Raw genomic sequence first — 8101 nt, 5'->3', positions numbered from 1 at the left:
GACTGGCGGCGAGGTGATTCCCGTCGCCGGCGGTGTGCTGATTCGCAATGCCGAAGGACTGGTTCTCGGCGCCATTGGCATCAGCGGCGACACTTCGGACAATGACGAGCGATGCGCTTTACAGGCTATCGACCAGGTTGGGTTGGTGGCGGATAACGGTGATCAGCTGTCCTGCTGATCAAGCAGCGCGGCCTGTTCCAGCAAGAGGCCGCGAAACCACAGCATGGCCGGGTCATGGTCTTGATAGGGATGCCATTGCAGCACTTGAACAGCCTCGGGAAAAGCCAGCGGTGTTGGATGGATTCGCAGTGGATAATGCTGAGCGAAACGCTGCGCCTGTCGGCGAAATACGGTGGCGATCCGCGCGGTACCGACGATAAATTCGGGCATCAGGACGAAGCTTTCAAGGGCCACCGCCACTCGCCGTTGAACGCCCAGCTCATGCAGGTGCACGGCATCCATCGCCAGATTCCGGCCATCGGCAAACTCGCGGACCACGTGCTCCGCCTCGCAATAATTGGCCAGGCTCAAGCCGTCGGCGAACTTCGGTTGCTTAGCGCAGACGATGCAACACAGCTGATCACTCATGAGCGGAATGTGGGGGTAAGCCGGGTTCACCCTGCGCTGCGGCACAATCACACAATCACTGCGACGATAATCGAGCGCTTCGCTGACCACATCACCGCCACGCGGTACAGGTAAGTCCCGCAGGCTCAAACGCACGCCCGGCGCGACACGGGCCAATTCAAGACTGACCGCTGGCAGCAGCACGCCAGCCACGTAGTCGGAAGCCACCAACGTGAAGTGCCGAGTGCAATGGGCCGGTTCAAAATTGACCGGTGCATCGACAATCTCCCGCGTCAGCGCCAGCGCTTGACGTACTTTGGGCAGCAATTCCAAACCCAATGCCGTGGGTTCCAGGCGCCGTCCTACCTGAACCAGCAACGGGTCATTGAAATGCTCACGCAAACGCCCGAGCGCCGAACTGGTTGCCGACTGGCCCAGGCACAAACGTTCGGCGGCCCTGCTGACGCTGCATTCGCTCAACAAGGCATCCAGGGCCACCAGCAGGTTCAGGTCGAGACGTCGATAACGCATGCAGTATCCATTGCAGACTGGAAGTATGAGCAACGGGAACAGGGTGCCTTGAGACAGGGGCGCTGACTAATCACTTGTCGGGATGCGACCTATCGGCAATCGCGATATCTGAAACGTACGCGAGGATTTTCCAAGGGTAGAGTTGAAAGCAGACGCAAGCCCAGGGTCAAGCATCTACCGGATCGTAATCGTTCACGTTGGAGACCTGGGCATGCATGCGCCCCAACAACTCGATAAGGGTGTCCACTTCTTTGGCAGAGAGCCCGCTGAGCAGGCGTCGCTCGCGTTCCAGGGCAACCTTCAACACTCGACCATGCAGCGCTTTTCCGCTGTCAGTCAGGCTCACGGTGTAGCGCCGCGCATCCTTTGAATCTACCTGGCTGCAAATGTGCCCTGCCACTTCCAGGGACTGCAGTGAACGGCTGACAGCGCTCTTGTCGAGACCAATCGTCTGACAAATCCGATTGGCGGTGATGTCATTTTCCACGGCGAGCATCGAGAGCATTCGCCACTCGACCACACCTATGCCGAAATGCTTGCGATAGCACTGTGAGGCCCCGGCAGAGAGCTTATTGGACAGGAAATTCAGGAGGGCCGGGACGTAACGAGTCAGATTCAGTTGGGATTCTGCGGACATTGAGCGAACACCTTGGATCGGCGGGTCGTTGAATATTAGTTGACACCGCAACTAAATAATCGGAGGATTTCTCTACCGAACGTCACGGGCGATGACCTGCATGATAGGCCGTCGCCCTACCACATAAAAATAATTATCGGGTTTTGATCATGAACTTTTTCAATTTCAGCCCCTTCGTCTTGCTCAAGCAAATAATCGTCCCCCACGTGCCAGCGACCGGCTGACCCATCCCCAGCTAACGCTCTAACTCATGCTTTTTTTTCAGCAGCCACTTCAATGTGGAGGGACAAGTCATGCTTCAAGTCAACGTCACCCGCAAAGCAGACGAAGCCGAAGGCATCTGCAGTTTCGAATTATGTGCGGCAGACGGCAGCGCACTACCGGCGTTCGAAGCCGGTGCCCACATCGACATCCACATCGCCGAGGGCCTCACTCGGCAGTACTCCTTGTGCAACGATCCCAAGGAGCGCCATCGCTACCTGATCAGCGTGCTCAAGGACCCGAGTTCCCGTGGCGGCTCCAAGGCTATGCACGAGCAGATTCGGTCAGGACAAACGCTGACCATCAGCACTCCGCGCAACCTTTTCCCGCTTGATCGCTCAGCCAACCGACACCTGCTGTTTGGCGGCGGTATCGGTATCACACCCATGCTGGCCATGGCCTATGAGCTTTCACATCAAGGGGCCGACTTCGAGTTGCACTACTGCTTTCGATCCAGCGAACGCGCGGCGTTCGTTGCGATGCTTGCGCAAACGCCTTTTGCCAGTCGCATAAAGTTGCATGACGACAGTGGCGCTCAAATACAGAAGCTGGATGCGTCGGCCTTGCTGGCAGCACCAGACGCTGGCACCCATCTCTATGTCTGTGGGCCTGGCGGTTTCATGAACTACATCCTCGACTCTGCTCAGAACGCTGGCTGGTCGCAGAACCAGGTACACAAAGAGTTCTTCGCCGCAGACCCTATCGATCAAAGCGCCAATCTGCCCTTCGAAATTGAACTGGCAAGCACTGGCCAGGTTTTTCAGATTCCTGCCGAACGCACGGTGTTCGAAGTGCTGGACGAGGCTGGCATAGCGATCGAGTCATCCTGCGAGCAAGGCGTCTGCGGCACCTGCGTAACCCGTGTAATCAAGGGCATCCCGGAACATCGGGACAAGTTCCTGACCGTGGCCGAACAAGCCGCAAACGACTGCTTTACCCCCTGCTGCTCGCGCGCCAAATCCTCACGCTTGGTTCTTGATCTGTGAACTCAAACAACAACATCAACATGGAGAACACCATGAACACATCCACTCTCCAAACACTTGCCGAAGAAATTCCGGCGCCTGTTTTGCCCAGCTTTCCCCTGAACCAATGGTACGTCGCTGCCCTGGGATGGGAGTTGAAGGACAAACCCGTGGGCCGGACATTACTCAACAAGCCTGTCGTACTGTTTCGCAAAGCCAACGGCGACGTCGCTGCGCTGGAAGACCGCTGCTGCCATAGAGCGCTGCCACTGTCGAACGGCACACTCGAAGAGTCCGGTATTCGTTGTGGCTACCATGGCCTGCTGTTCGATGAGCGTGGGAAGTGCGTCGAAATCCCGGGTCAGGACAAGGTACCGAGCAAAGCCAAAGTGCCCGCGTATCACGTACGCGAGCAGGACCAGATCGTCTGGATATGGTTTGGCAGCACGGCGCAATCCGAGCCGAACTGTGAGCCGCCGACCTACCCTGTTCACAGCAGTGGCAAGTACCTGTTCGAAGGCGACGTGTATCACTACGACGCGCCTTATCAGTTAATCCACGACAACCTCATGGACTTGAGCCATCTGGGCTATGTCCACCTGCGCACCATCGGTGGTAACGCCAGCATCCACATGAATGCTCGGATGAATGTGGAAAGTGAAGGCGACGTAGTGCGGGTCGTGCGCCATATGCCGAACTCGGTTCCACCACCCACCTACACGGCCGCCTACCCCTTCAAAGGCACCGTGGACCGGTGGCAGGAAATCGAATTTCACGTCAGTCATCTGCGTATCTGGACCGGTGCTGTTAATTCCGGCACCGAGTCCCTCGATGACCCTGATCGTGGTGGTTTCCATATGCGCGGTTTCCATGGGGTAACGCCAGAAACCGAAACCACCAGTCACTATTTCTGGACCATTGCCACCAATCCCGAAAGCGATCCCGAAACCATCAAGGCCAAGGTTGTTGAGCAAACGGTCATGACCTTCGATGAAGACAAGGTAATTATTGAAGCCCAGTACCAGAACATGTGCCGGTTCGGCACGCGCCCGATGATCGACATACACGTCGATGTCGGTGCCAATCGCGCCCGCCGAATTATCGAGCAACTTCGCCAATCCAGTTTTTGAGCGCACGACGCACGCGCACTCAACTCAGTGCGCACCTTTACATAACAACAACTTCTTTAAAGGAAAAAGCATGTCTGGCAATCGTGGTGTGGTGTATCTCGGCTCCGGGAAAGTAGAAGTACAAAAAATCGACTACCCGAAAATGCAGGACCCGCGCGGTCGCAAGATCGAGCATGCGGTCATTCTCAAGGTGATCTCCACCAACATCTGTGGCTCCGACCAGCACATGGTGCGCGGTCGTACCACCGCTCAGACCGGTCTGGTGCTGGGACACGAAATCACCGGTGAAGTGATCGAGAAAGGCAGCGACGTCGAAAACCTGCAAATCGGCGACCTGGTGTCCGTACCGTTCAACGTGGCTTGCGGGCGCTGCCGCTCCTGCAAGGAAATGCACACTGGCGTTTGCCTGAGCGTTAACCCGGCCCGTCCGGGCGGTGCCTACGGTTATGTCGACATGGGCGACTGGACCGGCGGCCAGGCCGAATACGCGATGGTGCCGTACGCCGACTTCAACCTGCTGAAACTGCCCGACCGTGATCGCGCGATGGAAAAAATCCGCGACCTGACCTGCCTCTCCGACATCTTGCCCACCGGTTACCACGGCGCAGTGACTGCCGGCGTAGGCCCAGGCAGCACCGTGTACATCGCCGGTGCCGGCCCGGTCGGCCTGGCGGCGGCTGCTTCCGCTCGCCTGTTGGGTGCTGCGGTGGTGATCATCGGTGACGTCAACACCGTTCGCCTGGCGCATGCCAAGGCGCAGGGTTTTGAGATCGCCGACCTGTCCCTGGACACCCCGCTGCACGAACAAATCGCTGCGCTGCTGGGCGAACCGGAAGTGGATTGCGCCGTCGACGCCGTAGGCTTCGAAGCGCGCGGTCACGGGCATGCCGGCGTGCAACATGAAGCGCCAGCCACCGTGCTCAATTCGCTGATGGGCGTGGTACGGGTGGCGGGCAAAATCGGTATCCCGGGCCTGTACGTGACMGAAGATCCGGGTGCGGTGGACGCCGCTGCGAAAATGGGCAGCCTGAGCATCCGCTTCGGTCTGGGCTGGGCCAAATCCCACAGCTTCCACACCGGCCAGACCCCGGTGATGAAGTACAACCGCCAGCTGATGCAAGCCATCATGTGGGACCGCATCAACATCGCCGAAGTGGTGGGTGTACAGGTGATCAGCCTGGACCAGGCACCGCAGGGGTATGGCGAGTTCGATGCCGGTGTGCCGAAAAAATTCGTCATCGACCCACACAAGACCTTCAGCCCGGCCTGAACGCTGATTTTCCCGGCTGACTCAGGCCTTCCATCGACCTGAGCACCCTGCCGCCCCGGAGTCGAGTTGCTGGCTCCGAGGCACCTTGCATGCTCCACAGACCAACAAAAACAAGAAGGTATCGACATGTACACCCTGTACCCCCTGCATAGCGAGGCGACTTCGGCTGCCCATCGTTCACACCAACTCCCTACCCACAGCCTCGGAGCCTGATCACATGAGCCAGTCGATTGGGCAACAGTTGGATGAAAAACCCATGGTCAGCTTCCAGTGGGGCGTGATTGCGCTCTGCTTTCTGATCAACATGTTGGATGGCTTCGATGTATTGGTGATGGCATTCACTGCCGCCTCTATTTCCGCCGACTGGGGTCTCAGCGGCATTCACCTCGGCTATCTGCTCAGCGCAGGGCTTGTCGGAATGGCGATCGGCTCGTTGTTTATCGCCCCTTGGGCCGACCGCTTCGGGCGACGCCCGCTGATCCTGCTATGTGTCGCAATCGCGGGGCTCGGCATGTTGGCGTCATCCAGGGCGACGTCCCCCGAAATGTTGGGCGTGCTGCGACTGATCACGGGACTCGGTATCGGTGGAATCCTGGCCAGCAGCTACGTTGTCGCTGGTGAGTATGCAAACAAGAAGTGGCGCGGTCTGGCCATCAGTCTGCAATCCACGGCCTACGCACTGGGCGCAACGATAGGGGGCATCATCGCGGCGCAGATCATCCCTTCCATGGGGTGGCGTTCGGTGTTCTTTTACGGTGGCGTAACAACGTTGCTGATCCTTCCGATCCTCGCTCTCTGGTTGCCCGAGTCCCTGGCATTCCTGCTGTCTCGCCAACCCCGGAACGCGCTGAAACGTATCAATACTCTGCTGCAACGCGTCGCGGTCGCTTCCGTCGATCAGTTGCCCGAGGTGCGGCAGGACGCCCGCAAACCTCTAAGAGAGACGTTCGCCGAGCTCTTCTCGCCAGCCTTGCTCCGTTCAACCTTGCTCATCTGGATCGCCTTCTTCCTGGTGATGTTCGGTTTCTACTTTGTAATGAGTTGGACTCCAAGGCTGCTGGTTTCAGCGGGCCTATCGAACCAACAAGGCATCACCGGTGGTGTAATGCTGAACATCGGCGGCATTCTCGGCACGTCTCTGATCGGCTTGCTGGCATCGCGCTTTCGTCTGTCCCGGGTGCTGATGGCCTACCTTCTGATCAACGCGGTACTCCTGGCAGTGTTCGTGCAGTTCACTACCGTCCCGAACCTGGCTTTCGCCTTGGTGCTGCTGATCGGAGTCTTTGTCAACGGCTGCGTTGCCGGGCTCTATGCCCTGACCCCGACCATCTACAACGCCACCCAGCGTGTCACTGGCCTGGGTTGGGGTATTGGCATCGGCCGCGCCGGGGCGATTCTCTCGCCATTGGTGGCTGGCCGGTTGATCGATGCCCAGTGGAAACCCGCTGACCTTTATCTGCTGTTTGCCCTCTCTTTCGTCTTCGCTGCACTCGTCGTCTGGCTTTTGAAACCGCAGCGGCTGCTCCACCTGAGTACCACCTCCAACGCCTGATCCGACGCCCCCTATAAGAACAAGACCTGGACACATCACATGCAAAACAGAATTGAATGCCCATGGCTCTATTGCCTGGGCATGGCGACAGCCTGCGCCTCTTCCACCGCCTACGCAGGATTCGTTGACGACAGCAGCGTTACCCTGACTGCACGCAACTACTATCTGGATCGGGATTACAAAAATGACACGCCTTATTCGGCTGCTCGCGAATGGGCCCAGGGCTTTATCCTCAGGGCCAACTCCGGCTACACGGAAGGAACCGTTGGCTTCGGCCTGGATCTCACGGGCATGCTAGGACTCAAGCTGGACTCAGCGCCCGATCGTACTGGTACCCAGCTCCTGCCCTTCAACCCACAGACCCGTGAAGCCGACGACGATTATTCAGAGTTGGGAGTGGCGCTGAAGACGAAGATCTCGAAGACCCGGCTATCCGTGGGGACGCAGTTCCCTATTCTGCCGGTGATCACAGCGAGCCAAGCACGTCTACTTCCTCAATCCTTTCGCGGCGCCTATGCAATTTCCGATGACATCGACAACCTGACGCTGCACACAGGACGCATGGATCGAGTGAACCTGCGGGACTCCACTGACTATCAGGCAATTTCGGTGGCGTCGCCCAACGGCCGGTTCAAGAAGGGAGCCAGCTCCGAGCGTTTTGACTTCATCGGTGGCGACTATCATTGKTCCGACGCATTGACGCTTCGCTATTTTCACGCCGAACTGAAGGATATTTACACTCAAGACTTTGCGGGTGGCATCCACCTGCTCCCCCTCGGCCCCGGCAGACTGAAAACAGATGTGCGGGTCTTCAACAGTCGGGATAACGGTCGGGCAGAAGCCGGCAACGTAGACAACCTGAACGCAGGCGCCATGTTCAGCTACCAGATCGCAGCCCACACCTTAGGCCTGGGTTACATGTACCAGACAGGCGACACGGCATTGCCTTACATTGCTGGCGGGGAGCCGGCAGTGCTCAGCGATGGCACTTTAAGTGCTGACTTCGTCAATCCGAAAGAGCGGACCTGGGTGGCGCGCTACGACTACAACTTCGCCGCTGTCGGTCTACCGGGGCTAACCGGCATGGTCCGCTACTTGAGAGGTACCAACATCGACCTGCCCCAGTTGGGGGGTAGCGACCTGACGGAATCGTCAAAAGACCTGGAGTTGGCCTACGTGATTCAGTCA

The 8101-nt window shown here is 58.2% G+C and carries 8 protein-coding genes; 6 read left to right on the top strand and 2 right to left on the bottom strand.

Annotated elements, in window-relative coordinates:
• Positions 1-178, top strand: a 178-nt coding sequence (locus AC1DRJ_RS14870; RefSeq protein ID WP_477802831.1) for a heme-binding protein, incomplete at its 5' end; no start/stop codon positions are given.
• On the opposite strand, the gene AC1DRJ_RS14865 is transcribed toward AC1DRJ_RS14870, so the two are convergent.
• On the bottom strand, positions 163-1098 hold the full coding sequence (locus AC1DRJ_RS14865) for a LysR family transcriptional regulator (protein ID WP_477802830.1): 936 nt from the start codon (positions 1096-1098) through the stop codon (positions 163-165). The genes AC1DRJ_RS14870 and AC1DRJ_RS14865 overlap by 16 nt on opposite strands.
• A gap of 166 nt (positions 1099-1264) precedes the next feature.
• Positions 1265-1735: a MarR family winged helix-turn-helix transcriptional regulator gene (locus AC1DRJ_RS14860; RefSeq protein WP_477802829.1), complete on the bottom strand. Its 471-nt coding sequence runs from the start codon at positions 1733-1735 to the stop codon at positions 1265-1267.
• A 293-nt stretch (positions 1736-2028) separates the two neighbouring features.
• On the opposite strand from AC1DRJ_RS14860, the gene AC1DRJ_RS14855 reads away from it, so the two are divergent.
• The 5 genes from AC1DRJ_RS14855 to AC1DRJ_RS14835 form a co-directional block, all read left to right on the top strand.
• Complete coding sequence (locus AC1DRJ_RS14855) at positions 2029-2982, top strand: PDR/VanB family oxidoreductase (RefSeq protein ID WP_477802828.1); 954 nt, start codon at positions 2029-2031, stop codon at positions 2980-2982.
• A 32-nt stretch (positions 2983-3014) separates the two neighbouring features.
• Positions 3015-4091, top strand: coding sequence for a Rieske 2Fe-2S domain-containing protein (locus tag AC1DRJ_RS14850; protein WP_477802827.1), 1077 nt, complete (start codon positions 3015-3017; stop codon positions 4089-4091).
• A 70-nt stretch (positions 4092-4161) separates the two neighbouring features.
• Positions 4162-5361, top strand: coding sequence for a formaldehyde dehydrogenase, glutathione-independent (gene fdhA / locus AC1DRJ_RS14845; RefSeq protein ID WP_477802826.1), 1200 nt, complete (start codon positions 4162-4164; stop codon positions 5359-5361).
• Between the two features lie 217 nt (positions 5362-5578).
• Entirely contained in the window at positions 5579-6913 is a 1335-nt protein-coding gene (locus AC1DRJ_RS14840) for an MFS transporter (RefSeq protein WP_477802825.1), read from the top strand.
• Between the two features lie 39 nt (positions 6914-6952).
• Positions 6953-8101 (top strand): OprD family porin (locus tag AC1DRJ_RS14835; protein ID WP_477802824.1); only part of this gene is annotated, 1149 nt, incomplete at its 3' end.

Source organism: Pseudomonas sp. P5_B2 (assembly GCF_056400445.1).
This window is presented reverse-complemented; position numbering and strand designations above follow the sequence as displayed.